At 40.0% G+C, this 24,631-nt stretch carries 22 protein-coding genes and 3 pseudogenes; 10 read left to right on the top strand and 15 right to left on the bottom strand.

The genetic code is table 11. The features are described 5' to 3' along the window. The first annotated feature begins 129 nt into the window (after positions 1 to 129). A complete protein-coding gene (locus tag ACE01U_RS06270; protein WP_086209707.1) occupies positions 130 to 900 on the top strand; it encodes an IclR family transcriptional regulator in 771 nt (256 codons plus the stop codon). Between the two features lie 7 nt (positions 901 to 907). Here ACE01U_RS06270 and ACE01U_RS06265 read toward each other — a convergent pair whose 3' ends face one another. Then, positions 908 to 1,540, bottom strand: a complete 633-nt coding sequence (locus tag ACE01U_RS06265) for an alpha-ketoglutarate-dependent dioxygenase AlkB family protein (protein ID WP_119064168.1) — start codon at positions 1,538 to 1,540, stop codon at positions 908 to 910. Positions 1,541 to 1,668: 128 nt separating this feature from the next. On the opposite strand from ACE01U_RS06265, the gene ACE01U_RS06260 reads away from it, so the two are divergent. Beyond that, positions 1,669 to 3,471, top strand: a complete 1,803-nt coding sequence (locus tag ACE01U_RS06260) for an ABC transporter ATP-binding protein (RefSeq protein WP_151706432.1) — start codon at positions 1,669 to 1,671, stop codon at positions 3,469 to 3,471. Positions 3,472 to 3,523: 52 nt separating this feature from the next. On the opposite strand, the gene pgsA is transcribed toward ACE01U_RS06260, so the two are convergent. The 4 genes from pgsA to ACE01U_RS06240 form a co-directional block, all read right to left on the bottom strand. Beyond that, positions 3,524 to 4,111 (bottom strand): CDP-diacylglycerol--glycerol-3-phosphate 3-phosphatidyltransferase, encoded by a 588-nt coding sequence (gene pgsA / locus ACE01U_RS06255; protein ID WP_086209710.1) that lies wholly within the window; start codon positions 4,109 to 4,111, stop codon positions 3,524 to 3,526. Between the two features lie 108 nt (positions 4,112 to 4,219). After that, positions 4,220 to 5,014: a thioesterase family protein gene (locus ACE01U_RS06250; protein ID WP_395578968.1), complete on the bottom strand. Its 795-nt coding sequence runs from the start codon at positions 5,012 to 5,014 to the stop codon at positions 4,220 to 4,222. 113 nt (positions 5,015 to 5,127) lie between these two features. After that, positions 5,128 to 6,927, bottom strand: a complete 1,800-nt coding sequence (gene uvrC / locus ACE01U_RS06245) for an excinuclease ABC subunit UvrC (RefSeq protein ID WP_151706430.1) — start codon at positions 6,925 to 6,927, stop codon at positions 5,128 to 5,130. 134 nt (positions 6,928 to 7,061) lie between these two features. After that, on the bottom strand, positions 7,062 to 7,436 hold the full coding sequence (locus tag ACE01U_RS06240; protein ID WP_086209713.1) for a winged helix-turn-helix transcriptional regulator: 375 nt from the start codon (positions 7,434 to 7,436) through the stop codon (positions 7,062 to 7,064). Positions 7,437 to 7,540: 104 nt separating this feature from the next. Here ACE01U_RS06240 and ACE01U_RS06235 point away from each other — a divergent pair, with 104 nt between their 5' ends. After that, positions 7,541 to 8,542 (top strand): zinc-binding alcohol dehydrogenase family protein, encoded by a 1,002-nt coding sequence (locus tag ACE01U_RS06235; protein ID WP_395578967.1) that lies wholly within the window; start codon positions 7,541 to 7,543, stop codon positions 8,540 to 8,542. A gap of 61 nt (positions 8,543 to 8,603) precedes the next feature. Here the strand turns inward: ACE01U_RS06235 and ACE01U_RS06230 are convergent, their stop codons facing one another. Beyond that, entirely contained in the window at positions 8,604 to 9,014 is a 411-nt protein-coding gene (locus tag ACE01U_RS06230) for a PH domain-containing protein (protein WP_086209715.1), read from the bottom strand. 116 nt (positions 9,015 to 9,130) lie between these two features. Continuing rightward, positions 9,131 to 10,045 carry a lipid A hydroxylase LpxO gene (gene lpxO, locus ACE01U_RS06225; protein ID WP_395578966.1) on the bottom strand — a complete coding sequence of 305 codons (915 nt, stop codon included), beginning with the start codon at positions 10,043 to 10,045 and terminating at the stop codon, positions 9,131 to 9,133. 477 nt (positions 10,046 to 10,522) lie between these two features. On the opposite strand from lpxO, the gene fadB reads away from it, so the two are divergent. Further along, positions 10,523 to 12,676: a fatty acid oxidation complex subunit alpha FadB gene (fadB, locus tag ACE01U_RS06220; protein ID WP_395578965.1), complete on the top strand. Its 2,154-nt coding sequence runs from the start codon at positions 10,523 to 10,525 to the stop codon at positions 12,674 to 12,676. A gap of 12 nt (positions 12,677 to 12,688) precedes the next feature. Beyond that, the gene (fadA, locus tag ACE01U_RS06215; RefSeq protein ID WP_395578964.1) at positions 12,689 to 13,861 is read left to right on the top strand and encodes an acetyl-CoA C-acyltransferase FadA; all 1,173 of its coding nucleotides are present in this window, start codon (positions 12,689 to 12,691) and stop codon (positions 13,859 to 13,861) included. Positions 13,862 to 13,914: 53 nt separating this feature from the next. Here fadA and ACE01U_RS06210 read toward each other — a convergent pair whose 3' ends face one another. From ACE01U_RS06210 to tehB, 4 genes and pseudogenes are all read right to left on the bottom strand, one after another. After that, the gene (locus tag ACE01U_RS06210; protein WP_395579047.1) at positions 13,915 to 14,637 is read right to left on the bottom strand and encodes a RecB family exonuclease; all 723 of its coding nucleotides are present in this window, start codon (positions 14,635 to 14,637) and stop codon (positions 13,915 to 13,917) included. A gap of 159 nt (positions 14,638 to 14,796) precedes the next feature. Beyond that, positions 14,797 to 16,689, bottom strand: a pseudogene (locus ACE01U_RS06205) (ATP-dependent helicase); the annotation flags it as partial. Then, positions 16,655 to 17,896 (bottom strand): annotated as a pseudogene (locus ACE01U_RS06200) (DNA cytosine methyltransferase). The pseudogenes ACE01U_RS06205 and ACE01U_RS06200, both read right to left, overlap by 35 nt. Positions 17,897 to 17,975: 79 nt before the next feature. Further along, positions 17,976 to 18,845 (bottom strand): SAM-dependent methyltransferase TehB, encoded by an 870-nt coding sequence (tehB, locus tag ACE01U_RS06195; protein WP_395578963.1) that lies wholly within the window; start codon positions 18,843 to 18,845, stop codon positions 17,976 to 17,978. 282 nt (positions 18,846 to 19,127) lie between these two features. Between tehB and ACE01U_RS06190 the strand changes: the two genes are divergently transcribed. After that, on the top strand, positions 19,128 to 19,826 hold the full coding sequence (locus tag ACE01U_RS06190) for a YidX family protein (RefSeq protein WP_086209721.1): 699 nt from the start codon (positions 19,128 to 19,130) through the stop codon (positions 19,824 to 19,826). A 57-nt stretch (positions 19,827 to 19,883) separates the two neighbouring features. Here the strand turns inward: ACE01U_RS06190 and ACE01U_RS06185 are convergent, their stop codons facing one another. From ACE01U_RS06185 to ACE01U_RS06175, 3 genes are all read right to left on the bottom strand, one after another. After that, positions 19,884 to 20,156 (bottom strand): hypothetical protein, encoded by a 273-nt coding sequence (locus ACE01U_RS06185; RefSeq protein ID WP_110975677.1) that lies wholly within the window; start codon positions 20,154 to 20,156, stop codon positions 19,884 to 19,886. 112 nt (positions 20,157 to 20,268) lie between these two features. Beyond that, positions 20,269 to 21,018: a hypothetical protein gene (locus ACE01U_RS06180; protein ID WP_395578962.1), complete on the bottom strand. Its 750-nt coding sequence runs from the start codon at positions 21,016 to 21,018 to the stop codon at positions 20,269 to 20,271. Between the two features lie 149 nt (positions 21,019 to 21,167). Next, positions 21,168 to 21,683: a hypothetical protein gene (locus ACE01U_RS06175; protein ID WP_086209724.1), complete on the bottom strand. Its 516-nt coding sequence runs from the start codon at positions 21,681 to 21,683 to the stop codon at positions 21,168 to 21,170. Between the two features lie 237 nt (positions 21,684 to 21,920). On the opposite strand from ACE01U_RS06175, the gene ACE01U_RS06170 reads away from it, so the two are divergent. Further along, the gene (locus ACE01U_RS06170) at positions 21,921 to 22,610 is read left to right on the top strand and encodes a DsbA family oxidoreductase (RefSeq protein WP_395578961.1); all 690 of its coding nucleotides are present in this window, start codon (positions 21,921 to 21,923) and stop codon (positions 22,608 to 22,610) included. Positions 22,611 to 22,711: 101 nt separating this feature from the next. On the opposite strand, the gene ACE01U_RS06165 is transcribed toward ACE01U_RS06170, so the two are convergent. Beyond that, positions 22,712 to 22,912, bottom strand: a complete 201-nt coding sequence (locus tag ACE01U_RS06165) for a dodecin family protein (RefSeq protein ID WP_395578960.1) — start codon at positions 22,910 to 22,912, stop codon at positions 22,712 to 22,714. Between the two features lie 459 nt (positions 22,913 to 23,371). On the opposite strand from ACE01U_RS06165, the gene ACE01U_RS06160 reads away from it, so the two are divergent. The 3 genes and pseudogenes from ACE01U_RS06160 to ACE01U_RS06150 form a co-directional block, all read left to right on the top strand. Then, positions 23,372 to 23,533 carry a hypothetical protein gene (locus tag ACE01U_RS06160; RefSeq protein WP_162900292.1) on the top strand — a complete coding sequence of 54 codons (162 nt, stop codon included), beginning with the start codon at positions 23,372 to 23,374 and terminating at the stop codon, positions 23,531 to 23,533. Between the two features lie 274 nt (positions 23,534 to 23,807). Further along, positions 23,808 to 23,987: a hypothetical protein gene (locus ACE01U_RS06155; protein ID WP_162900293.1), complete on the top strand. Its 180-nt coding sequence runs from the start codon at positions 23,808 to 23,810 to the stop codon at positions 23,985 to 23,987. Positions 23,988 to 23,997: 10 nt separating this feature from the next. Next, a pseudogene (locus tag ACE01U_RS06150) lies at positions 23,998 to 24,631 on the top strand (hypothetical protein); the annotation flags it as partial.

Raw genomic sequence — 24,631 nt, 5'->3', positions numbered from 1 at the left:
CAGACCAATTCTGCATATTAAAAGTTTCTCAAGCCTTCTGCGTAAACAGAAAACCATGTCAAAGTTATGTGTTTTTTGTTATATAGTCACTATTGCTCAGATAGATGATTTTTGACTCAGTAGGTTGTTATGGCACTTTCAAGTTTTGGTAAAATTCTCACTGTCTTAGGCCTCTTTTCTGTGTCACGCCCGATTATCAATGTCGATACTATCAGTGCCGAACTGGGGCTTTCACAACCTACAAGTTATCGCTACTTAAAAGAGTTGGTGTCCGCAGGACTTTTACAGCGTTTAAGCGGAACCAGCGGTGACTATACTTTGGGTTCTCAAATTGCTGTGTTGGACTACATCTCTCGAACCACAGATCCGTTATTACAAATCAGCATTCCTTTTATGCAAGACATCGTTGAGCGAACGGAATTTTGCTGTATCCTCACCCAGCTCAACGCAGAGCACTGTATTGACCTATATGGTGAAGTTTTTAAAGATCTTGAGTTATTTTCCTATGGGCGGGGTTGCCCACGTCCCGTGTATTTGGGTTCATCGCCGAAAGTGGTGATCTCACAGCTTAGCAAAGCCAAAATTATTGAATATTATCAAAAATTTGCTACTCAACTGGCTGAGGTCAATTTTGCCGCGAGCCAAGACGAATTTTTACAGAAAATGAAAGCCATTAAGAAACAGGGCTATTATTTTTCCAATGGCGAGTTTGACCCCAATCTTGCCAGTCTTTCCGTACCTGTCAAATTTTCACCCAAAGATACGCCGTTGGCACTGACCTTATTGGCTTCGAAGAACCGATTTGAATTTGTCGATCTGAAAAAAATGGTCGAAATATTAAGACATAGCGCACTACAAATCGAACAGAAATGCAACCTGCTACATAATATTGAGACCTAAATTTTATTTAGCCTTGCTGTGCGGGATAGAAATAGCGAAAGGTTAAATTCAGTCGTGGCTCAGTGATTTTACTGGATTTCATCAACGCATGTTTCCAGTAGCGCTGAGTCTGTCCACGCATCACGATCAATTGCCCACTGTGTAGCATAAGCTCAACTTTTTCCTGTTTAAACTTGTGCTTAAAGCAAAACTTACGGGTTGCACCAAAACTGAGTGAGGCAATCACCACATTGTCTTGCTGCGGCGAACGTAGTGAAGGTTCATCATCACTATGCCAGCCCACAGCTTGGCTACCATTTTCATATAAATTGGCTAAACATGAGTTAAATGGATGTCCCACCAGTTGCTCAATATGCTGTTTTAAACGAAACAAAGCAGGATGCCATAACAGTGCTTGCTTGGCACTCCCCGAATAGTGATATTGATACTCAGCATCGCCATACCACACCACTTTTCGTTCCGTGACATAACGCTTGCCATGTAACACGACCTCGTCAGGTTGCCATGCCAAATGCGCTAAAAAATAATCCAAATATTTTGCACTTTGCTCCGCAGTTAAAATCAAGCCCAAATCCTGCACCTGCCCATCACATGGGAGCACGTTTGCTTGCGGTTCAGGACTAAACAGATCTAAGGTCATGACTGTTCCTCCTCTGCAAACAGTTTAACTGAATTTAGAACGACACAAATCAAAACAAAGTCACAGCTTGTCGCCTAGCCTCCTTATGCATACACTCATCTGAACTTTCACAATAAAAAGAAGCATGTATGAACCTTTGGCAGTTGTTTCAAAAGCTTCGCCCCTTTGTCCACCCCTATCGGATATTGGTGATTGCGACCTTGATCCTGACGCTGATTGGTTCCTTCACCGCGCAGGTCAATGCCCTGACTTTGCAATATGCCGTCGACAGTATCAACCGTCTGGTCGAACAAGGCCAAGGACTGACCGAAGGCCTACACATTTTGATCACCATTTCTGTGATTTTACTCAGCAAAGAAATCATCAGTGCCTTGGTGCAGTTTGGTCAAAAATTTTATGGGGAAAAACTGCGCATTCTGGTATCACAAGACTTGGCGCAAAGTATTATTGAAAAATTCCTGAACTATCGTTTGACCTTTTTTAATGCCGATCAGAACCAAGCAGGTAAGCTACAAACGCGAATTGACCGTGGCATTGGTTCGCTCACCCGTCTCATACAAATCTTTTTTATTGATATTTTACCGCTCTTTAGCAGTGCGATTGTGGCACTGGGACTGATGTACTATGCCAATATTTATGTCGGTTTAGTAGCAACCAGTATTATTCCGATTTACTTTTGGCTGACCTTTCAACAGGCAAAAAAACTAGGAGGATGGCGGCGTAAACTGCGTGATGGTCGTGAAAAAAAGAGCCAAGGCATTCTGAGTATTATCCAGTCGATTAGTGTGATTAAATCCTTTAACCGAGAGTCTATTGAGTCCACCAAACAACTGAAACTGCAAAAAGCACTGACCGAAAACCAGATGCAAACACGGCAGCTCAGTTTTTTATTTGATGGCTTAAAGACCTTTATTGAACAAATAGGGATTGTGCTGATTATCATCCTCACGGCGTACTTTGTACTCGATGGACAGATGAGCATCGGCATGATCATGTTTCATATTTTATTGTTCAATAATGTCTCCGCACCCATTCGTTCATTGCACCGTATTTATGATGAAGTGAATGATGCGATGATTTACGCGGAAAGCTTTTTTAAAATTTTAGAAGCCGATGATGAAATCGAGCAAAGTGGTACGCTCAAACCCACAATTCAAGGTAAATTTACCTTAAAGCATGTCGATTTTTTCTATCCCAATGGTCATCATGCATTAAAGCAAATTGACATGGAAATTCGACCGAATAAAATCACAGCGTTGGTCGGTTTATCGGGCGCAGGCAAATCCACTTTAATTAGCTTATTGGATAAGTTTTATCAGCCTGATGCAGGAAAAATTGAGCTCGATGGGATTGACCTACAAGACATAGACACCACTTATTTACGTGATCACATTGGTCTCGTTTTACAGAAAAATCACATTTTCCAAGGCAGTATTTTAGACAATATTCGTTATGGAAAAATCAATGCCACAGATGATGAAGTCTACGCTGCCGCAGAAAAAGCGTCCATTCACAAGCAAATTCTTCAATTGCCCGAAGCCTATCAATCCGATGCCCTGATGCTCTCAGGCGGGCAACAACAACGCATTGCGCTGGCACGCATGTTCCTCAAAAACCCACCGATTATTTTTCTTGATGAGCCAACCGCCAGCCTCGATGCGATTGCTAGCGAGCAGATTAAACATAGCCTCGATCAGATCAAACAAGGGCGAACGGTGATTATTATTTCACATAGCTTGTCGCAAATTATTGATGCCGATTATACCTATGTGATGAAAGAAGGCTGTATTGCAGAACATGGGGAACATGAAGCACTGTACCGTCAGGAAGGCGTTTATAAAGAAATTTTTGATGCGATGGCCAAGAGCCTAAATATTGAGAAAATTGCCAAAACGTTTGAAGATGATACTGAGGAAGAAACGCATAGTTGACTTCTCTTCGATATAAAAAGAGCTCCCTCAGGAGCTTTTTGACATCTAAAAATCAAGGCTGTTTTAAGTACGGCCAAGCTGCCTTGAGGTAAATAAACATCGACCACAAAGTCAAAATCACTGCGGTATACAACAATGCATAAGCCAACATTTCAAGCGGTTGCCAATTCAGCAAGAACACCGTAATTGCAATCATTTGAAAAGCGGTTTTATATTTTCCAACCGTAGATACAGCTACATTGGTACGTGCACCCAACTCGGCCATCCACTCGCGTAAGGCAGATACCGTTATTTCGCGAGAAATAATCACAATCGCTGCAAATGCCATCGAAATTTCAGGTTTCCACTGCACCAATACAATCAGTGCAGCTGCCACCATCAGCTTATCCGCCACAGGGTCTAAGAAACGTCCAAATGCAGAAGTCTGATTTAAAGTCCGCGCCAAATAACCATCAAACCAATCTGTCACCGCAGCAACAACAAAAATAGACGTCAATAAAATATGACGAGACATATTGCCTGCGTGTTCAGCAATACCCATTACAGGAGGCCAATAAGCCACCAATAAGAAGACCGGAATTAGGGCAATACGCGCCAAGGTCAAGATGTTTGGAATATTCAGGATTCGACCTGCTGTCATAGACACCGCCAATTTTTCCCCTTCATGCGCGATGAAACCATCGATCTATTTTCGCATGCGACTCATCGTAATTAGGCCTCACTTTATACGAATTGAGGTACAGTGTCACTAGGCAAACACGGTTACTGTTTGCCGTGAGATAGCGATTAAACGGTTTTCGGCATCCCATAAATAAGCAGACTCCGTCGAATAGCCGTCTGCTGCATATTGCGTTTCAACTTGAAATTTCATCCAATCATGTAACTGATTTTTCAGTGGATGCACATAGGTCAAATGCCAGGTCAACGAACTTGCAGGTGCCATCGTTTTAAACATGGGTAAGACACCCGGTGGCCAAATATCTATCGACACCATCAGGTCTGCCACAGTCATGTCACGATTTTCATGCAAATTAGGGTTAAAACGATACCAGCCTGAAAAGTCAGGTTCTGGACTGGCTGTACACGGATACTGCCCTGTCACCCACACCATATCCAGTTGCTTAAAGCACTCGGGTGCAAGTGGATGATGCGGTGCGGTTGTCAGACCTTCAACCGATGGAAACGTTGGCGCTACAGGTTCTTGATGCACATGAATACTCGATTCACGCTGTGTTCCGAAACTTGCCACTAAAATACTTTGAACCGCATCATCCTGCCATAAGCGTACCTCCAAAGTGGTCACTGACTTGCCTTGACGTAGAATCTCGCTGGTTAAACGAACTTTGGCCTGCTGTACTGGCCCAACAAAAGTTACGCTACAACTGAGTAAATGTTTCGTATCATCAGCAACAGTCAACAATGCTTTTTGCATCATTAAGCCTGCAACCAATCCCCCATAAATGGTGCGTCCTTGCAACCAACCTGTAGGTATATCTATCCATTCTTGTTCTGCTAAAGCTTGATAACTGTGTTGAAGTGACATAGAGCATCCTTGTTTTAAATTCCCTCCATATCTTTACAACACAATTCAACTGATGTGAATGATCAGTGACCCATGCGTCAATGAGCACTTTTGCCAACGCGGTGACTGCTGCTCTATTCATGTAAAACTTTATAAATGGTGCGCGCCATTACTTCACCCAAACCAGGCACCAAAGTTAAATCTTTTTCCGAGGCTTTCAACACCCCTTGGATTCCACCAAAGTGAGTCAATAAATCACGGCGCCGTTTCGGCCCCAAACCCGGGATCACTTCCAAAATGGATGAACCACGCTTTTTATCACGTTTGGCTCGGTGCTTGGTAATCGCAAAGCGATGCGCCTCATCACGCACCTGTTGTATCAAATGCAATGCTTTATGGTCTTCAGGCAACTGAATTTTTGTTCCATCGGTAAAGTGTAGAGTTTCAAGGCCCGGTTTACGCCCCTCTCCTTTTGACACCCCAACCATAAAGGCCTCTAAACCCAGCTCTTGCATAACGTCCATCGCCATATGCAACTGCCCTTTACCACCATCAATCAAGAGTAAATCAGGCAACATGGCTTTTTTATAACGACGAGTCAGCGCTTGGCGCATTGCGGCATAGTCATCACCCGCGGTAATGTCTTGAATTGAAAACTGACGATAATCGCGCTTACGAATGCCACCGCTGTCGAACACGACACACGAAGCCACGGTTTCTTCGCCCATGGTATGTGAGATGTCAAAACATTCGATCCGATCAACCGGACGCCCCACCACTTGTTCAAGTTGATGGAAACGCTCATTCAGCTCAAAGTGATTGGCCAATTGTCCTTTGATCGCATGCTGCACATTCATCTGTGCCAATTCTAACCATTCTGCACGTGTCTCACGCACGCTATGCTTAATCTGTACTTTCTTATCAAACTGTTGTTGTAGCGCCTGTTCCAGTTCTTTTCGATCGGGCAGTTCGACATTCACAATCAATTCGCTAGGCACTTCATCTGCCACTTGGAAATAGAAGTTCGCCATGAAGTCAGCCAGCATTTGCCCCAAATCATCTCCAAGCATATCTGGAAAATAACTTTTGCCTCCCAACATTTTGCCGTTGCGTACATGCATGATCTGCACGCAGGTCACTCCTGCCTGATAAGCAATCGCTAAAATATCCGCTTCACCTTTGAGCTTATAAATGGCTTGTTGTGACTGGACATCCCGCAATAGCGCCATACGGTCACGATAAAACACCGCTTTCTCAAACTCTAAGGCTTCGGCCGCTTGCTCCATTTTCGCAATCAGTTCCTGATTCAGCTCTTTGGTGTCTCCTTGTAAAAAACGAATCGAGTTATCGACATCATTTTTATACTCTTCAGGGCTAATGAGTCCCACACACGGCGCTGAACAACGTTTAATTTGATATTGCAAACAAGGACGCTTACGCTGCGAAAAATAGCTATTTTCACACTGGCGAACATTAAACAGTTTTTGCAAAACCAACAAAGTATCCCGTGCATTATATGCACTCGGATACGGTCCAAAGAACTTCCCAACTTGGTGTTTGCCTTTGCCCCGACCCGATGCAATCCGTGGATACGGTTTGTCGGCAGAGACAAAGATATAGACATAGGACTTATCGTCCCTAAGCATAATGTTATAGGGTGGACGATGTAGCTTAATCAGGTTTTGTTCAAGCAGCAGTGCTTCAGTTTCAGAACGAACGACTAAGGTTTCGATGTCATAAATCCGCGCCACCAAAGCCTGCGTCTTCGGATGCTCAATGGTTTTGACAAAATAACTAGAAACACGATTTTTTAAATTTTTCGCTTTGCCCACATACAGCAGTTCACCGTCTTTACCGAGCATGCGGTAAACGCCCGGTAATGTGGTCATATTGGCTAAAATTTTTTCGATATGTTCTCGTGCGTTTTCGTTCACAATACGTTCAAACCTCGGAGCACTGATGGGCTGATATGGATAGATTTCTGGCTTTTTAAGTAGGGAAATTATAGTCAGGACCGTTCACGACTTAATAACATCCACGACTTCTGCTGAAGCGTCTGGGGTTTCAGCTACGTATACTCTTTCTGTACAACTAAAACTTGCCCATATAAATCAAGATGTTCATCTCCCCAGGCTTTAAGTGCCAATAAGATGGGGCGTAAACTACGCCCCAAAGGGGTTAAGCTATATTCTACCTTGGGTGGCACCTGCGGATATACTTCCCGATGAAGCATGCCATCTTCCTCGAGTTCCCGTAGCTGATTGGTCAGCATCCGTTGGGTCACATTCGGTATTCGTTTACGAATCTCACCAAACCGTAAGGTGTCTTCAGTCAACAAATGCCATAAAATAATACTTTTCCATTTCCCATCCAAAATCCCAATTGCTGCCTCGACCGAACATCCTGGACTACAGTTAAAGCGTGAATGCTTTGCTTTACCCATTTCAACAGTATCCTTTTTTACACTATATGCAGAATTTAACCGTATATAGCATTTTTAAAACTACGATAACATTTTCAGCATAAACCCAATTTGAGATGAAAACTATGAAAGCTGTTGGATATTTACATGCTGGTTCTGCCGAACAATTACAAGATATTGAAGTCGATATACCCAGTCCTCAAAATAGAGAAGTCTTAGTGGCAATAAAAGCCATTTCTGTAAACCCCGTCGACTGTAAAATCAGAACCCGAGTCTCACCTGAACATGGACAGTCCAAGATTTTAGGATGGGATGCTGCTGGTGAAGTCGTCGCTGTCGGTCCAGACGTGGAAAACTTTAAAGTAGGCGATCAAGTGTGGTATGCAGGTGATTTGACTAAAGCAGGCAGCAATGCTGAATTTCATGTGGTCGATGAGCGTATTATCAGTCTAAAACCGCATAACTTATCTTTTGCTGAAGCGGCTGCCATTCCGCTGACCGCGATTACCGCATGGGAAATGCTATTTGATCGACTTCAAGTACAACAACATGATGCCTCAAATGAGTCAATTCTAATTATTGGTGCTGCTGGTGGTGTAGGATCTATCGCCATTCAATTACTCAAAGCTAAAACCCAATTACAAGTCATCGCTACAGCCTCCCGTCCCGAGAGTCAAGCATGGGTTAAACAATTGGGGGCAGATATCGTGTTAGATCATCGCCAATCTCTAGTTGAGCAAATCCAAGCTCAGAATTTACCTGCTCCACGTTATGTTTTCTCAACGACACATACTGACCACTACTTAAGCCAAATTGCAGAGTTAATTGCACCGCAAGGTCAGTTGGGGCTCATTGATGACCCTGAGCAGCTCGATATTCGCTTACTGAAACGTAAATCTGTTGCGATACATTGGGAGTTTATGTTCACACGCTCCATGTTCCAAACCTCTGACATACAAGCGCAAGGACACTTATTACAACAAGTTGCAACCTTAGTCGAAAGTCAAAAAATCCATAGCACACTCAAGCATATAATGGGACGTATTAATGCGGAGAATATGCGCCAAGCACATGCTGCCATCGAGTCTGAACACACTCAGGGAAAAATTGTATTGGCTGATTTCTAAGATCAAAAAAGCCCTCGTACATCATCGCATCGAGGGCTCTTAAATTGCGCTTGACCTAGTATCAAGCGCTTTGTTGTAGCGCCTGTATAAATTTCTGCTGATCTTTGGGTGAAACCAAAACAGATTTCACAGTTCCATCTTTTTGATAATCTACTTTGAGGCGATCTAAGGACAGTGCTGGTGAAGAAACCGAGTTATTACTTGGGCTGACTTTTTGAATATCTGCCAAAGGAATAGTCCATTTCAAAAACATACTGGTAATCACCAAACAATTTTGCTCAATTCGATATTGAGTATTTACAACAGGCCACCATAACACGGCAATTGTGAGGACATAGGTCACCGTGTGAATTGGATACTGTGACATTGTACCTTTGGCATACATTGTGAATAACAACTGTAGCAACAGACCTGTCATGGCAATAATAAATCCAATCACCCACCAGTCTTTTTTTGAACGAAATTTTTGCATATTTCCCCCTAATTTATGCTTATCTTACACAAAAATATCTCGCTTGTAAGATCATAAAATCAAAACCTTGGCCCATAAAAAAACGCCTCGAAAGACGTTTTTAAATTCCCCATATATCAAAAAATATAAGGGCAAACAAAAATCAGGAAAAAAATTCCAAGCATCAAGAACCATTTTAAAAAATAATACAGTTGGCGGTTGGTTTGTTTTAAAGCTTTGGCTTTGATCCGCACTTGATAGACATAACCAAAGACTTTATTTAACCCACCTGTTTGATCGCCAGCTTCATTTGGAGAGCTGGCTGCGGTCATGACTTTTTTACCAAACCAATGGTTAAACTTTTGCATAAAGCGTGTTTTTAAAGGACGCTCGACATCAGCAAAGAAAATAATGCGATTCTGATCCGTAGTGTTTTCGGCATAGTGAATATAAGTTTCATCAAAGACTACACTTTCACCATCACGCCATGAATAGCGCTGACCATCCACATCAATAAAGCAGCGGTCATCGTTTGGTGTGAGCAAACCCAAGTGATAACGTAATGAACCTGCATAGGGGTCACGGTGACGAACTAAACGGCTGTCGGGAGCCAGTTCGGTAAACATCGCAGCTTTAATGGTCGGCAAGGTTTTCAATAACGCTGTGGTTTTTGGACACAGCTCCATAGCAGATGGGTGTGCCGAGTCATACCATTTTAGATAAAAACGCTTCCAGCCTGTTTTGAAAAAGGAGTTAAAGCCTAAGTCATCATAACTACTTGATGCTTTAATACCGCCTTTTTCATATAAAGCTTTCGCTTCATCTCGAATCATTTCCCAGTTTTCATCCAAGACTTTTAAGTCTTGAAAATGCTGGGTCTCGATATACGGCTGATTCGGTACTTTTGAAAACATGTACATGAGGTAATTAATCGGCGCAAGAATCGTTGAGTGATCGAAAAATTGACGATAAAACGAGTGACGAACTTTCCCACGTTGCTGAATATAAAGGGCAGAAAGAATAAAGATCGCCAGAATGATCCACTTAATCATATAAAAACCTGAAAGCGAATAAAAAGACTAGAGTCGGAGAAGACCTAAAAGTGATCTGATATCTATTTTAACATAAGCCACAAAATACAGCCTATTTCATGTTTTTCGGAACGAGTTTTCAAGCTTTTCAATCAAACTAGATTTCTCAAAATTGACTGAATTGCCCAAAATAAGAATAAAACATGAACGAAAATAAGAATAACTTCCGCATCTTATTTTCAAATACTTGTCATTAAAAACATGAAGTGAAACAAAAGCTTCATTATATTGAAGCACAATCAAGCAAAAGCACTGCACATAAACATAGAAAACAATTGAACAAAAATAGATGACCCTTGCGTCACGGCTTGATACAACTTGTTATGTTCTTTTTCGATATAGTTATCGTAAGATTGGCGGAGCATAGATGTACGTAGGAATGACGTACTCGCTTCACAACATCAACTTAGAAGTCCTCCAAAATAAAGGAGATCAGGCATGATCCACGCTGGCAATGCCATTACCGTCCAAATGCTTTCGGACGGAATTGCAGAATTCCGCTTTGACTTACAAGGTGAGTCGGTCAACAAATTTAACCGTGCAACGATTGAAGATTTCAAAGCCGCGATTGACGCTGTTAAAACAAACGGCGACATCAAAGGTTTAATCGTTACTTCGGCTAAATCTACATTTATCGTTGGCGCAGATATTACTGAATTTGGTGCAAACTTCGCTCAAGGCGAACAAGCGATTGTGGATTGGGCATTGCCTGTTCACGACATCTTCAACGCATTTGAAGATTTAGAAATTCCTAAAGTTGCTGCGATCAATGGTATGGCATTGGGCGGTGGCTTTGAAATGTGTCTCGTGTGTGACTATCGTGTGATGTCAGAAGCGGCTCAAGTCGGTCTTCCTGAAATCAAACTAGGCATCTTCCCTGGTTTCGGTGGTACAGTTCGTTTAAGCCGTCTCATTGGTATCGACAATGCAGTTGAATGGATGGCCATGGCTAATCCTAAAAAACCAGCTGCTGCACTGAAAGATGGTGCTGTTGATGCAGTAGTTGCTGCCGACAAACTGCAAGACGCTGCAATTGACTTGGTTAAACAAGCCCTTGCTGGCCGTGTAGACTGGAAAGCAAAACGCCAAGAAAAACTTGACCCAGTTAAATTGAACCCAATCGAACAAATGATGGCGTTCAACTCGGCGAAAGGTGCAGTACTTGCAAAAGCAAATCCTGCTCAATACCCTGCGCCTAAACTTCTTCTTGACTCATTACAAGCTGGTGCAAGCCTTCCACGTAATGAAGCACTGCAAGCTGAAGCAGCTGGTTTTGCAAAAGCAGCGATTACACCACAAGCAGGTGCATTAATTGGTCTATTCATCAATGACCAAGTGGTGAAGAAAACTTCGAAGAAATATGAAAAAGGTGCGCACCCTGTAAACCAAGCGGCTGTTCTAGGCGCGGGTATCATGGGTGGCGGTATTGCTTACCAAGCGGCAAGCAAAGGCACACCAATCATCATGAAAGACATTGGTAATCCACAACTTGCTTTAGGTATGAAAGAAGCAAATGGCTTACTGACCAAACAAGTTGAACGTAAGAAGATGAAACCTGCTCAAATGGGTGAAACTCTTGCGCGCATCCGTCCAACTTTAAGCTATGACGAGTTTAAAGAAGTGGACATCGTGATTGAAGCGGTGACTGAAAATCCAAAAGTAAAAGGCATTGTACTTGCTGAAACTGAGAAGAATGTTCGTGACAACACGATCATTGCTTCAAATACTTCAACAATTTCAATCACACGTTTGGCTGAAAACCTACAACGTCCTGAAAACTTTGTCGGTATGCACTTCTTTAACCCAGTACACATGATGCCATTGGTAGAAGTGATCCGTGGTGAGAAGACTTCTGCTGAAGCGATTGCGACCACTGTAGTTCTTGCTCAGAAAATGGGTAAAACACCAATCGTGGTAAACGACTGCCCTGGTTTCCTTGTAAACCGCGTATTGTTCCCTTACTTCGGTGCATTTGACCTGCTATTGAAAGACGGTGCTGACTTCCAACAAGTCGACAAAGTCATGGAAAAATTCGGCTGGCCTATGGGTCCTGCTTACTTGATCGACGTTGTTGGTATCGACACGGGCGTTCACGGTGCAGAAGTCATGGCGGAAGGTTTCCCTGACCGTATGAAGCCAGACTTCAAAGGTTCAATCGAAATCATGTACGAAAACAAACGTTTGGGTCAAAAGAACGACGTTGGTTTCTACAAATACGAACTTGACCGTAAAGGCAAAAAAGCCAAAGTGGTTGATCCAACTGCGTATGAGCTTGTTGCTACTGTGGCAACTGCAGAAAAACGTGAGTTTGATGCTCAAGAAATCATTGACCGTATGATGCTGGCTTTCTGTAACGAAACTGTTCGTTGCCTAGAAGACAACATCGTAGCGACTGCTTCTGAAGCAGACATGGCGATGATTATGGGTGTAGGTTTCCCTCCATTCCGTGGTGGTCCATGCCGTTACATCGACCAAACAGGTGTTGCTGAATACGTTGCACTTTGCGACAAATATGCACACTTAGGTAAGGCTTATGAAGCGCCACAAATGTTGCGTGACATGGCTGCTAACAACAAAAAATTCTACGGTTAAGGAGCAACGTGAATGGCTACTTTAAATCCACGTGACGTTGTCATCGTTGATGGCGTACGTTCAGCAATGGGTAAAACCAAAAACGGTATGTTCCGCAATGTACGTGCTGACAGCTTATCGGCTGAATTGGTTCGTGCTTTAGTTGCTCGCAACCAGTTTGACACCAATGAAGTTGAAGACCTGATCTGGGGCTGTGTAAACCAAACTCTAGAGCAAGGTATGAACATTGGCCGTAACATTGGTTTATTGGCTGACCTTCCAAAAACTGTGGCAGGTCAAACGGTTAACCGTCTTTGTGGTTCATCTATGCAAGCGCTTCACACTGCTGCTGCACAGATTGCAACCAACCAAGGTGATATCTTCATCATTGGTGGTGTAGAGCACATGGGTCACGTAGGGATGATGCACGGCATCGACCTGAACCCAGAAGCGTCTAAGCACTATGCAAAAGCGTCTAACATGATGGGCTTAACGGCTGAAATGTTAGGTCGTATGAACGGCATTTCACGTGAAGAACAAGATGCATTCGGTGTGGAATCTCACCGCCGCGCTTGGGCTGCAACACAAGAAGGTCGTTTCAAAAATGAAATCGTAGGTGTTGAAGGTCATGATGCGAATGGCTTCAAAATCCTGTGCGACATCGACGAAGTGATTCGTCCAGATGCAAACCTTGAAGCATTCAAAGGTTTACGTCCTGTATTTGACCCGAAAGGCGGTACAGTAACAGCAGCAACCTCTTCAGCTTTGTCTGATGGTGCTTCTGCAATGTTGTTGATGTCTGCTGAACGTGCTCAAGCTTTAGGTCTTAAGCCTCGTGCTGTGATTCGCTCTATGGCGGTTGCAGGCTGTGACGCTGCGATCATGGGTTATGGTCCTGTACCTGCAACTCAAAAAGCGCTTAAACGTGCTGGCTTAACGATGGCAGATATCCAAACCATCGAGTTAAACGAAGCATTTGCTGCTCAAGGCTTATCAGTCATGAAAGGCTTAGGCGTGTATGACAAGCAAGACATGATTAACTTAAATGGTGGTGCGATTGCGTTGGGTCACCCATTGGGTTGTTCTGGTGCACGTATTACCACAACCTTGTTGAACGTGATGGAACAGAAAGATACGCAAATTGGTCTTGCGACTATGTGTATCGGTTTGGGTCAAGGTATCGCGACCATTATCGAACGTGTTTAATGTTTAGTTAAATACTAAGATAAAAAGAAACCCCGCTTATTGCGGGGTTTCTTTTATTGTATTGCGCTACAAACACAAGATGGATCTGTACAGACCTTATTTAAATCATCATTTTTAATTTTAAAACCTGCCTGAGTTATCTCATATTGAGCATTAATCAATAATTGATCATCAATCAGAGTGTTGATAGGAGTTTGTGTTTCCAAATCATAGATTTGTGTAAAGTCTGCCTTTTTACCAGTTAATTCTTTATAACCAATAGCATACAGTATTAACTGTTTTTGAATAATCTCTTGTTTTAAAAGACGATCTATTACATTCCCTGAATCTAATTTAGATTTAAAATCGACAATATAAATTTTTTCGTTATACGCATCATCTTTCTGAATAACGAGATCAATACGCCCACTAACAATAAGACCTTCTGCTAAATCAAAAACAATATCTTTTTCTGCAAATTCAATTTTTTCAAAATTATTATAGTTTTGATCATAATAATCATGAAGAATATTCAATGCTCTCAGTCTCATAGCCTCTTTTGTCTTAGGAATAGCATATGGGAAATTAATATGTTTTTCTAAAATAGTAGATATTTCTTCTTTAGTTGGTTTGATTCCCTCAATAGCCTTTTTATGGATTTCCATCAAACTATCATGTAAGGATTTACCAAAGCCAATTCTAGCTTCTAAAGGCTCTTTAAACCCATAACATGTATAATATTTAAATGCATAAGGACACTTGAAATAAGACTCTAAAATAGAGAAGTTTAAGATCATAGCATCCAACTCAAGTCGATCTTTCAACTCAGCTTGTTCTCTAGCTTTAAAATCATAAGTGATAGTAGAAAAAATGTACTGATTTTGTCTTAATAACTGAATAAAAGTGGATGGTTTTTTATCCTGATTACTTGATTCAGATGGAGAGCATGAGACAAATAAGAATTTTTTAGATCTTGTAATAGCTACATAAAGAAGTCTTAACTCATCTTCTAATGTTCCTTCATATCTTTCATAATTTTTAATAACACTAGTATCAATTAAATGAGATACTTTGACTCCACCAGCTTTTTTACTCGGAAAATAATTGGTATTTAAACGTGGCATAAACACAACTGGCCATTCTAGCCCCTTAGACTGATGAATAGAAGTAATTGTGACAGCATTAATTGCTATATTTGTTTTATTTAACCATCCTTCCGGATAAATATCTTTCGCTGTATATTTCAGAAAATTTAAGAAGCCTTTGAGTTTAAACACTGGATCATCTTTAAAATTAATTGTCTCAAAATCTTGAATTATTTGAGAAAACATTCCAAGGTTATAAAATGCTACTTCCCCTTTAGGGATGTTATTTACTTTATATTCACCAAAACTACTTTCTTTTAGATCTATATTTTCTCTAAAATTTTTAAATATTCTTTGTAAATTAAAATATTCATACCAATCACCTGATTTAGGTTCACTTTTTATTAATTCAGCAATCCCATATTTAATTTTATCCAAGTCTAAATAGGGGCATAATTTTATCCAATGTTTTTCAAGCTCTTGTATTACTGTCGTATCATTCGGATTTAAAAGAGCTTCAAAAATTTTAACACAACATATCACTTCTTCTTGTTCAAATAGCTGATTTACTCCAGTTACAACAAATGGTATTCCAGCCTCATTTAAAGTATTAGCAATCTCTGTTGCTGGCTTCCACTTTCTTAATAATATACAGATATCGCCATAATCTATTCCTCTAGATTCACTATCAGATTTATCTTTAAATTCACATCCTATTAATGATTGTATATTTTTTATTAAATATTGGTTCTCATTTTTTCTACTTGAAAACTCATTTATTTGAAGATCACCCTCCTCATAAAATTGATGACTAGAATGAATCATATTTTTAGACAATCGATTTTCTATTTTATCAGTCACTATTGATGCTAATCCCAATATGCCTTGAGAACTTCTAAAATTATCGTCCAAACAAATTGTTAAAACTTCACCATATTTTTCATACTTCTCTTTAAATTCTAAAATATTTGCAACATTGCTTCCACGCCACTGATATATAGTTTGATCATCATCACCTACAACACATATGTTTGCACCTAAGCTACATATATTTTCAATAATCATTTCTTGTAAGTGATTTACATCTTAATATTCATCTACAATAAGGTATTTAATTTTATCTCTGATTTTACTTCTTACGTATTCTTTCCCTAATTCTTTATAAAAGCTTGTAAGTATCATTCCAAAATCTAAATAATTATTTTCCGTTAATACTCTCTCATAATCTTTTACTACTTCTAATAAATTTTCATCAATAACAGCATTTTCAACAAGATCTGCTTCTCGGAACATCGATATCATCGATAAAAAAATACTGGTATCTGTGAAGATCTTCAAAGGTCTTTCCCCTTGAGAAGTAGTGCATTTGAGTCTATTAATACCTATTTTATGAAAATTTTTATCAACAAAAATTTTAAGTTTTATATCATCTAATATTTCGTATTTCTGGAATCCATAAACTTCATCTTTCAAAAAGTGTAGACACCAAGAATGTATAGTTCCAATATAAAGTTCAGCCATTCCTTGTATAGAACCTAATTGATCTCTTGATAACTTAAGTACTCTATTTTTTAGTTCGGCAGCTGCTTTCTCCGTATATGTAAAAGCTACTATCTCTGAGGGGCTTGTATTATTTCGTAATAAATTTACTATACGCTGAGCTATAGTTTGTGTCTTTCCCGAACCTGCTACTGCAATAATATGTAAATGTTTATTTATATCTATAGTTTCAATAGCTTCCGTCTGGGCTTTTGTGAAATTCATCTAATTTTCCTTCAGTAAATAATTCTAAATTTTTTCGTATTTCTAATGCAATTGCTTTCGCTAATAATGGTGGTACAGCATTACCTACTAATGTGTATTGCGGGGTTTCCTGCTTTCTCAGAATCCCACCTGTCGTTCTTTTTCCCAAAAACTCAAAACTGTCATCAAATGATTGTAATCTCGCTAATTCACGAACTGTCAGGATTCTATTTTTTGAGTAATGCACCATATCATCAGGTAGAGTGAGAACTGTAGGTGATGGCTCATTCGGTAGCATACGACGGCAATTATGTTTACGAGTCTTGTAACGCTCTTGTTGCTCTTCAGATAAATTATTATAGATTTTTTTAAAGTCATCACCTGGTGAAAGCAAATTGAACCGTTCTATAACAAGTGCTGTATGCTTACTTGTTTCATGATTCGTTAATTTAGTACTCGCAATAGATTCACCTTTTGAATTTGGTGTGCACCCAGCTCTTAAATCTATTTGATAATCAGACTTTGCTTTACATTTATATTTTTCTACTTTTGAACCTATTTCTATGTTCGCTAAATCTGAAAGCGCTTCTTTAGCAGAAATTTTTTGAGATTTTAATGGCTCAGGATGTGTAAGCTGAATATCAATATCGTCACGTGTGCCAAGAAAAATTACACGCTTTCTTCGTTGTGGAACACCATAATCACTTGCATCCAAAGTTTTCACTAATACATTTTTATAGCCAATTTCTGAGAACTCTTTTAATAAAACCTCTGTAACTAATTGATTTTAATAAACTTTATAGTGACCTTCGTATATTGAAAACTTTGCAGATAGAATACCTGCGACATTTTCCATCACAAAATACTTTGGCTGTACTTGCTTTAGAATACTGATATAACTACGAACGAGCTGATTTCTTAAATCATCAGGGTTTCTTTTTCCCGCCATACTAAAACCCTGGCAAGGTGGCCCACCACAAATGACATCTATATTAAAAAAATCTTTTCCTAAAAACTCTTTGAGCTTTTTTTCTTCTGCTAGCTCTTGAACATCCCCACAAAAATAATCAAGTTTGTAACCCAACTGTTCTCTATGACGGTATTCGTATGTCAATGCAGCTTGAGGACTTCTGTCAGATGCAAAAGGGATGTCAAAACCAGCTTGCAGAAAACCTTCAGCCATTCCTCCTGCACCCGAAAACAAATCTAAGACCTGATAACGCTTCATAGATAAAATTTACAAAATAACCCACTCTAATTCTATCGAATATAACCTAGGTTATATATATGTTATAAAAAATATAATGCTAAGCAATTATCTTCTGCGCCAATAACGTCGCAAAATGCTGTTTAATCCGATTACCCTGCTTATCAACCCGATGCAGCTCCCCGACATTTTCATTGTATTTCACAATGTTCCAGCCATCGTATAGCGCCCTTAACTCTCCTGCTTTAAAAGCAAATGGAAAGTCAGCCTGCGCAGGAATATCATCGGTATCCATCGCACACACGATCAAATTAAACCCATTTACATTTGTGGCTTGCTGCATCTGTGCAATCAACGGCTTCACCGTTGAGGCCTCTAAAAACATCATCACGACCGTACAGCAAATAAAGTCGTATGTACCTGCAATGCTTGGGTCAGCATTGAGGTCACGCTGTTGTATATGAATCTTTTGAATACCTTCGGCATCTATAATCTGCTGTAGTTTTTGCAAACTTTGCGGATTCACATCCCAAGCATCTACCTCAAAACCCTGCTGATTTAAATACAGCGAATTTCGCCCTTGTCCACAGCCAACATCCAAAGCCCGACCACCGTGTAAATACGGCGTAGCCGCCAAAATTTCTGAATGAGTAGGTGAAAGCTGATATTTCTTATAAAAATAATCCTGCGGAGTACAGTAAAATTGTAACTGACACTCTATGTCATCACTGGTCGAAACAATCTTGTGCCATGCTTGAGGCTGAATAAATGGTGGCTGTTGCTCAGGGGTAAACAGATGTTCAGATTGCACTTGACCTGTCTCATCTAAAAAAGCAAAGCTTAGCTCTCCTTGATAAATCTGTAACTTGGCCCACGTGCCCGCTTTGGTATTGTGTTGATTTTTAAACCCTTGCGGAATGGCCTGCGCAGTCCACACAGGCAGTTCTTTATAACAAATCAAGTTTTGCATCAGCCGATTTCCCACCTTGTTATGACGTATTCGCTAGTCCATCGTTTTTATCGAACGCTTGTATGATCATAGCCAGTTCAGACTCAAATGAACATTCATTCAGTAACTAGAAACTACCAGTGGATAAGAAATAAAAGCGATCACTCTACTGCATTGAGCAATTTATAGAACTTTCATTACTTCAATTTTTTAGCTTTGACGCCTTTTTACCCATTTTAATGATAGGCTTAAAGACAATAAAAATTCAGCTTAACTATATTTCAAATGATTTGGAGTCTAACGATGTTTGCATCACCTTTAAGAACCGTCATATGTTTAGGCGTCATAGGAACATTATTCACAGGCTGTGCTACTAAAACCCTAATGACCAAAGACAATAAAACCTATACCCGTACCAACAAAGTAACCTTGATCGAAGACCAAGTGGTGGCTTTTGGCAAACCTGCTCAGCCTCTACCGAATTTACCTGCGCATAGTTTAGTGATTGCAGGGCAACAAAAAAGTTATGTATTGACCCAAGGTGGGCCCCAATTTGTCAGTTTGATTGGCAAATTGGACCCGAAAAATATTCAAGTCACCCGAGAACTAAGCTTCTACTCAGAAAAGAATGATGGTCATTTTACAGGGACACTGCCATTGTCTTATGTGAAACTCAAAGAAGACATCAGCAAGAAAGATCTGGAATTTTTTATTGAAAATGGGGCAAAGGAATGTTCGAGTTCCAGTGATGAACGCATGTTGGCACAGCGTTTCTGTTTTGAGATCAAACTAGCAGGTGTCGTCTACCCTGCCGCGAAGAATTTAGCCTCTTTAAAAGCTTTGAGTAAGCCTTATCAGGTGAGTATTTATACCCATCAAGAGGAAAGTTATAAATCCAAGTCAGGCATGAATCCTTTTGAAAAGTTAGTGCTGTTGCCTTTTGCCGTGGCAATCGACGTGGTCAGCCTACCTTTCCAAGCAGCCGATAAAATCTTTGATTAATCCAATAAAGGCACAGCGCTGAGAACGAATTAGGCGCTGTGTAGTTTTAGGATAGATTTAAATTAAAAGCTCGCCCATCAACCACGCCATATACTTTTCTTTGTCCATAAAGTCAGGGGCATTGCCTGTGTCTAAACTAAAGTACTGTTGATTGAATTGAATCACGATCTGTTCAGTATGATGCCAGTCTTCGATCATTTCAAAATATTGGTTAAAGAAGAAACGATTCTTTCCCCAGTTGCTTAAGCTTTCTAATTTTGGATAGTTTTTATTTTCTACAAACTCACTATACACATGCTGAATATCAGCAAAAACGTGTATGGTTCTCATGACTCACCTGCCTACACTGAAAAGTCGTCATCTTTGTGATGCTTTTAATCTAGCAAACTATTTTGAACAGCAGATGACAGTCTGCTTACAAAACTGTCATCTTTGTATTTGGTTATAACTTTTGTTCTACCTCTTTTTGGGTTTGTTTCTCTACCCGCTGCATTTGACTATTTAAGGCTAAAATTTCTTTATACAGTGCATTAAACTGTTGAAGTGGTATATCTTCATAAAACATAAAGGTGTTGTTTTTCTTTTCCCATTGATTGTTTTTGAGCACCAAGAAGATTTGATCTGCCTTGGCTAAATTCTGCTGTTCCAGCTTAAACAAACGCATCGCTTCTTGGCTCTTGTCACTGGCTTGCATACTGTCTGTTAACTGATGACGAAACCGAGAAGAGATCGGTAAATCCTTGGCTTGATCAATCGCCTGTTTCTGACGTTGCTCGACCTGCTGGGCATAGCTATCGACAACGGTATGTATGTCTTTCAGCATTTGTTCCGTTTCAGCATAATTGTTGTTTTTGTCTTTGCTTAATCGGTCAATATTTAAAAATTGATCCCAATTCAAGGCTTTTAAATCACGTAGATATTGATTACGCGCTTCGGCATTTTGCAACATATGACTCAGCACAAACTCAGCCATAATTTTGTAGTCGCCAGTGAGGCGCGCGTCTTTCACATCGACTTGAATTGGTGTGGTCCAGTCTTGGGCTTGCTTGTAAATTTGTTCGGTCTTTTCATATAGCACCGTTTCATAGCTTTGTAGTTGCTGCTGTTCTTTTTGTTGTTGAGAATACTGATAATACATCCAACCGAAAATAGCACTGGTCGCAAGAACTAAAATCAACACGATACGTCGCATGTTCAGCTTCCTCTTCATTTCTTTTTATCATAGCAAATATCGAAGTATGATCAATATTTAAACATTTTATCAACATTTTCAGAGCACATCGCTCATATACTCCACGAGTTAAAAAGGAGTGTATGAGCGATCAATAAATGAAGAAGCCTTTACTTGGCTGGGGTTATTCTCTGTTGCTGGATATTCTGTTGAATCCCTTGCATAAAGTTATGGTCAATTTGCCCAATCGAAATTTGCTCGCGGGCTGTTTGTACATTGGTTGCATTGCGATCAATACCAAACGGCTGCAACATAATATATAAACCTTCAGTCGGGTTGGAGGACTGTAAACCTGCAGCAATATTCAAAACATGCTCACGTAATAGCGGAGGTACAGAGTTCAAATCTGCGGTAACTGCGGGTGGTAAAATATCCACATTTTGAGTGATGGTCGGATCGACCACAAAAGATTGTGCATCACCCTGTAATTGGATAATCCGATGCTGTAAAGCCTTACGAATATTTTCATCTTGTTGGTACGGAATGACACCCGTTTCGGCACGAAGTTCTGATTCTGCCATAGTCTTAAAGGTAGGAAGGCTAACAATATCACCATTAGCTTTAGCCACAGTCGGCATAAAAATAAAAGCACAACAAACGATAGGAAGAGAATGTAAAAATTTCATAAAACAATCCCAAAAAATAAGAGATATAAAAAGGCAGATGTCATAGCATCACCAGCACCTCTATTGTATATTTTTCGTCCATTATGCAGCAGCGTTGTCAGATAAACGGTACAACTCAACATTGTCCTTATAATATGGCTGCGAACATCTGCTGGCTTTTTTCATGTGTTTTGCTTTAAATTTTAGAACTCACCCCCATCATTTTTTTAATTGCTTTTTACTATTTTGAGAAATTCCATGCGTGTAGATATTTGGTCAGATGTTGTTTGCCCCTTTTGCTATATTGGCAAAAAACGCTTAGAAGCTGCAGCTGAACAAGCAGGTGTTGAACTAGAAGTCCACTGGCATAGTTTTGAACTCGACCCTGAAGCGCCAACACGCCAAGAAATATCAAACTCAGAACGTCTTGCACAAAAATATGGTCGTACTGTTGCTGAAGTTGAAGAAATGCAGCGAAATATTGCAGCGATGGCTGCCGAAGAAGGAATTGAATTTAACTGGGAAAACGCTAACTCAGGCAATACCTTTAACGCCCACCGTATTATTCACTTGGCACAAAGTCGTGGCTTGGGCAATGAAGCAGAGGAAGCCTTTTTCTATAGTTATATGACACAAGGTCTCCCAATTGGCGAACGTGAAACCATTGAAGATGTCGCATCCCGAATTGGCTTAAGCCCTGTTGAAGTGGATGATGTGCTGGATTCTGACGAATATGCAGATTTCGTTAAATTTGACCAAGAAGTAGCACGTGAACAACTCAAGGTGACGGGCGTTCCGTTTTTTGTATTCGATCAACGTGTCGCTTTAGCGGGTGCTCAACCCCGTGAAGTATTCCTACAAGTCTTAGAAAAAGCGCAAGCACCTGCTGAACAACAAGAGCAAGCAGCACAGTGTACAGACCACTCGTGTGAAACACCCAAACCATAATTCAAGCCCTGTAGCGATGTTTTAAAAGCGCCTATAGTTAAAATCAAAAAATCCCCATACTTTGGGGATTTTTTTATAGGTTAATGCGGTTCGCTGTGGTTTTAATCGACCAAGAAACTAATTTTAAGATTGACCCGATACTCTACAATTTTATTGTCCTTCACCACCACTTTCTGCTCATTAATCCAAGCACCCTGCACATTCTTTATCGTCTCAGTGACTTTGGCGATACCTGTCTGGATGGCATCTTCAAAACTCTTTACGCTGCTCGAATTGACTTCTACCACTTTTGCAATGGCCATGGGTTCATCCTCTGATTTTTTTGTTTTGGTTTTCCATCATAGGTGATTTTTTATACAAGATTGGATTGATTAAACATTCCACAGCAAAAACTTACGTAGTACACACAATAGGCTTTCCACCTATTGATGATTATTTAATCAAACAATCATGTAGTTCAAGGGTCTTTCCGCTGTGATTTTGAGCAAAAAAGAGCACATCACGCATGCCTGTACTCAATTTGAAAATTTAGATTTTCACTTTTAATTTAAATAGCTTAGCGATAGAGCAAAAACTCAAAAACCGACTAGAGCATTTATTCTAATTCATTGTTTTTTAATGATAAATGAACTAACCATTCATCTTTTTTCAAACTTTAGCTCCGCTAAAACTGTTCATTTTTTGATATTATTCATGCGAAATTTATCTTTTTTTAACCTCCCAGTCTCTTTCGAGACTTCCTTTTCCATCGAGGAAATATCATGAACGCTCTTAAGTATACTTTGGCTGTTGCTGTAATCGCTCTTTCTGCAACTGTATCTGCACAAGTAGTTTATACCCCAAGCTTTCCTGTAAAAAAACCAGTAAAAGCACAAACGGCAACTGCTCAGGCACCTGCCGAAGCACCCCATCAAGAAGCTTAATTCTTGTAAAATTAAATAAAAAATAGGCAATTTATATTGCCTATTTTTTTGCCTAAAAAGGTTAATAACTGACAAAAATTTTCAAATATTTAGCATCTAGATCAAAAATATTTAGAATGATCTGTGTTTTAATCGAAGTTATTTACATTTTTTACAACATTTTTCTCGTATAGGATATGCAATAGTTTTTGCCTATTTAAGATTTTCTAATTATGATCAAAAAGAATACTAAACCGTAAAACCAAAACTAAATGCCTTCTTAGACCATATGCCTATGCAAAATTTACAAGCTTTAATTCAAGGTCGTATTTCTCCACAAACTATTGATCCAGATCAATTGATTGCTTTAGCAAAGCAGTACACACAACCAACTTCAGCCGAATATAAATTACTTGAACTTGCACTCAATATGATTTTAGCAAGTTATTTGGAACAAGCACAAAAACAACTTTAGAGCTCAGCACATGAAAGCAATCGAAAAAGCACTGCTGATCAAAGAACTGCATCAATTGATTGACGGTTTGGAACATCAGCATTTGTCTTTTTTTGAAATTGCACGCTCAAAAAAACGCATTCGTGAAATCTTTGCCCGTTGTGATGAGCCCATTTTTCACAAACAACTCGAAGCCTATAAAGCCCTCACTCAACCTCAAGCTACGGCCGAACACTGGTTACAGCAGAGCCCATATCGACATTTATATGTTGGTCTTTTTCAGTATGAATCTGCCCTTAGCAGTGCTTTGAAACAACAACAACATTTTGCATGGGGCGTTTTATATAAATCGGGTTTAGGTTGGCAAATTAGCTTTCAAGATGCTTCAACTCATGTGTATAACAGCCCTTGGTTTTCAAAGTTTAAAGAGGTTTACCAATGGTTGATTGATCATTCATCAGTCGATCAGCAATTGAACATGATGGAGCCTATTCCAACGACGCTGAGTACACACAGTACTGAAGTGCCGAAAAGTTTTATTTCGACCACAGAAGTTGCAGAAGTTGCAGAAGTTGCAGAAGTTGCAGAAGTTGCAGAAGTTGCAGAAGTTGCAGAAGTTGCAGAAGTTGCAGAAGTTGCAGAAGTTGCAGAAGTTGCAGAAGTTG

The organism is Acinetobacter halobius, from assembly GCF_044130335.1.
Lineage (GTDB): Bacteria > Pseudomonadota > Gammaproteobacteria > Pseudomonadales > Moraxellaceae > Acinetobacter.
This window is presented reverse-complemented; position numbering and strand designations above follow the sequence as displayed.

Coding starts and splice junctions, on each gene's coding strand:
- ACE01U_RS06160 (WP_162900292.1), top strand. CDS start 23,372: ATGAACGCTCTTAAGTATACTTTGGCTGTTGCTGTAATCGCTCTTTCT.
- ACE01U_RS06240 (WP_086209713.1), bottom strand. CDS start 7,436: ATGGGTAAAGCAAAGCATTCACGCTTTAACTGTAGTCCAGGATGTTCG.
- lpxO (WP_395578966.1), bottom strand. CDS start 10,045: ATGATTAAGTGGATCATTCTGGCGATCTTTATTCTTTCTGCCCTTTAT.
- tehB (WP_395578963.1), bottom strand. CDS start 18,845: ATGCAAAACTTGATTTGTTATAAAGAACTGCCTGTGTGGACTGCGCAG.
- ACE01U_RS06260 (WP_151706432.1), top strand. CDS start 1,669: ATGAACCTTTGGCAGTTGTTTCAAAAGCTTCGCCCCTTTGTCCACCCC.
- pgsA (WP_086209710.1), bottom strand. CDS start 4,111: ATGACAGCAGGTCGAATCCTGAATATTCCAAACATCTTGACCTTGGCG.
- ACE01U_RS06270 (WP_086209707.1), top strand. CDS start 130: ATGGCACTTTCAAGTTTTGGTAAAATTCTCACTGTCTTAGGCCTCTTT.
- ACE01U_RS06175 (WP_086209724.1), bottom strand. CDS start 21,683: ATGAAATTTTTACATTCTCTTCCTATCGTTTGTTGTGCTTTTATTTTT.
- ACE01U_RS06155 (WP_162900293.1), top strand. CDS start 23,808: ATGCAAAATTTACAAGCTTTAATTCAAGGTCGTATTTCTCCACAAACT.
- fadA (WP_395578964.1), top strand. CDS start 12,689: ATGGCTACTTTAAATCCACGTGACGTTGTCATCGTTGATGGCGTACGT.
- ACE01U_RS06180 (WP_395578962.1), bottom strand. CDS start 21,018: ATGCGACGTATCGTGTTGATTTTAGTTCTTGCGACCAGTGCTATTTTC.
- ACE01U_RS06210 (WP_395579047.1), bottom strand. CDS start 14,637: ATGATCTTAAACTTCTCTATTTTAGAGTCTTATTTCAAGTGTCCTTAT.
- ACE01U_RS06265 (WP_119064168.1), bottom strand. CDS start 1,540: ATGACCTTAGATCTGTTTAGTCCTGAACCGCAAGCAAACGTGCTCCCA.
- ACE01U_RS06170 (WP_395578961.1), top strand. CDS start 21,921: ATGCGTGTAGATATTTGGTCAGATGTTGTTTGCCCCTTTTGCTATATT.
- ACE01U_RS06190 (WP_086209721.1), top strand. CDS start 19,128: ATGTTTGCATCACCTTTAAGAACCGTCATATGTTTAGGCGTCATAGGA.
- ACE01U_RS06185 (WP_110975677.1), bottom strand. CDS start 20,156: ATGAGAACCATACACGTTTTTGCTGATATTCAGCATGTGTATAGTGAG.
- ACE01U_RS06235 (WP_395578967.1), top strand. CDS start 7,541: ATGAAAGCTGTTGGATATTTACATGCTGGTTCTGCCGAACAATTACAA.
- ACE01U_RS06250 (WP_395578968.1), bottom strand. CDS start 5,014: ATGTCACTTCAACACAGTTATCAAGCTTTAGCAGAACAAGAATGGATA.
- ACE01U_RS06230 (WP_086209715.1), bottom strand. CDS start 9,014: ATGCAAAAATTTCGTTCAAAAAAAGACTGGTGGGTGATTGGATTTATT.
- ACE01U_RS06165 (WP_395578960.1), bottom strand. CDS start 22,912: ATGGCCATTGCAAAAGTGGTAGAAGTCAATTCGAGCAGCGTAAAGAGT.
- fadB (WP_395578965.1), top strand. CDS start 10,523: ATGATCCACGCTGGCAATGCCATTACCGTCCAAATGCTTTCGGACGGA.